At 65.2% G+C, this 1,918-nt stretch carries 3 protein-coding genes; all 3 read right to left on the bottom strand.

Annotated features, from left to right (window positions below):
* Positions 1–168: 168 nt before the first annotated feature.
* Complete coding sequence (locus AWC07_RS12020; RefSeq protein ID WP_244187573.1) at positions 169–507, bottom strand: DUF4189 domain-containing protein; 339 nt, start codon at positions 505–507, stop codon at positions 169–171.
* A gap of 110 nt (positions 508–617) precedes the next feature.
* Positions 618–1,346: an LppX_LprAFG lipoprotein gene (locus tag AWC07_RS12025; RefSeq protein WP_036411766.1), complete on the bottom strand. Its 729-nt coding sequence runs from the start codon at positions 1,344–1,346 to the stop codon at positions 618–620.
* Positions 1,347–1,585: 239 nt separating this feature from the next.
* The coding region (locus AWC07_RS12030; RefSeq protein ID WP_085105086.1) for a hypothetical protein at positions 1,586–1,918 on the bottom strand (333 nt) is incomplete at its 5' end.

Below are 1,918 nucleotides of genomic sequence, written 5' to 3' on the forward strand. Positions count from 1 at the left end.
AGCACGCAACTCCAACCGGGGCACATCCCTCACAACCGCCTCGGTCCTACCCTCCATAACCCGCCTCCGGCACCTCCACCTAACAACCCCACACCACCACGACCCCACGGCGACAATCTTTAGGGCGCGCGTGCGGGTGCCGGCGCGGAGTTTCGACCGCACCAGCCGTTAGTTGCAGTACCAGGTCCCGATCCACCCTGAGGTACCGAGGTTCTTCGCGGCGTCTTGCTCAGCGGCCAGCAGCGTAGGCCCGTAACCGCCCGCATGATCACCGCGGCTGTTCTCGGCGATGGCGCCGCAGTCGGTGAAGGTGACGAGCACCTTGCAGTCGGAGTAACCGCATGCGCCCAGTGCGGCGCTCTCCGCGGCGGCCTTCGACGGGGCATGCTTGGTGCGGCCGAACACTTTTCCGGATGGGGAGTAGGCGATCGCGCCCACGTATCCGTCGGCCTCGGCTGCCGGCGCCAGCGCGAGGATCATCGCCGTCACCGCTACGACGTTGGTCACTGAAACCGCAGCTCGGCGTTGAAAAGCGGTCAATGCCATGGTGGTTCCTTTCCAGGTTCGGTGGTCCGGCACATGCTGAAACGAGAAGGGCTCGATGTCGGATTGGCCGGCTATGCCGGTTTGGTTGCGGTGACTTGCTTGCCCCAGTCGGACATGGTCATCGTCACGGTCCCGTTCTGGACCGGGCTGATTTCGATCTTGACGAGGTGATAAGACCCGTCCGAGGCGATCCACACGGTGGTGGGTGTGTTCTGCGCGTCCTTCGGGCTCAGGCGCGCCCCGGCCAGTGTCGTGATGTCGTCGGCTGATGACGTCCCGCTGATCTTGGTGGTCGGGATCCCGTTGATCTGTTCGCTGCCAACCACTTTCGGGTTTTGCAGGTTGGAAAGCAGTTTGGCCAGGCCGCGATTCGGGTCGAGCAGGGTCGAGACGTCATAGATCGACGCGCCGTTGCCGTAATCGGCGTACTTGCCGGGGTCGGCGACGTCGGAATAGAGATGTCCGTCGACAAAGACGAACTTCGAGTCAACTGGGTTCTTGCCGACGACCAGCGTCGCGGTACCGGTGGCGACCGTTTGCGGCGTGTTGGAGACGTCGCCGTCGAGTTTGGTCACCGCGAGGTTGGGCACCGAGCCTTGCACCGTGAGGCTCACGTGCATCCCGGTGACCTTGGCCATGACATCGGCAGCCTGCTTCACGGTGCTGGCGGCGTCGCCATTGGCCGGGCTGCTCGACCCGCCCCCTGCGCCCTTGTTTGAGCCGGAACATCCGGTGAGCACGAGTGCCGTCGCGGCGACGGCGGACACGGCCACCACAGCGGCGCGAGACCAGCGCTTCATAGACATCTCCTTCGTCGAGGCAACGGCACGTTGCCGCGGGCAAACTCAGCTGGAGGCAGCACCAAAGCCAGGCGACCTAGCGTAAACCTGCCGATATCGGCTTGACTACTTTTTCGTCGGGTCTCGGTGGCGAGAGGTTGATCGCCGTTGGAGCAAAGCAGCAAGCCGGTCGGCGCCGCACCGGTTGACCGGCCCGCGCCAAGACTGGTCAGCAACACCGCCAGGCTCGCCGCGCCGTCTTACTTGCGGCCCTTTCGTTGCGGGTCGAGTCGCTTGAGCCGCAACGCCAGCAAAAGCACGAGGGCCACCGCCAGCGCCGCGCACATACCGATGGCGGTGAGCCAGTTACTGCGATCGTGATCCCATAGCGGGTCTTCGGCACCCGGGTGCAGGAAGTTCACCCCCACCGTGGCGGCGGCCATGGCGTAGGCCCAGCGGGACGGGGACAGCCAGGCCAGTTGTTCCAGCGGCGGCCGGCCGTTGACCCCGAACATGCCGCCGCACAGCACCAGTTGGGCCATGACCACCAGGACCAGCAGCGGCATGCCCCGATCGGCGTTGCCGATCAGCGC

The organism is Mycobacterium gastri (assembly GCF_002102175.1).
GTDB classification, from domain to species: Bacteria; Actinomycetota; Actinomycetes; order Mycobacteriales; family Mycobacteriaceae; genus Mycobacterium; species Mycobacterium gastri.

Bases quoted from the DNA above. Each gene is read 5' to 3' on its own strand.
- AWC07_RS12025 (WP_036411766.1), bottom strand. From the start codon at position 1,346: ATGAAGCGCTGGTCTCGCGCCGCTGTGGTGGCCGTGTCCGCCGTCGCC.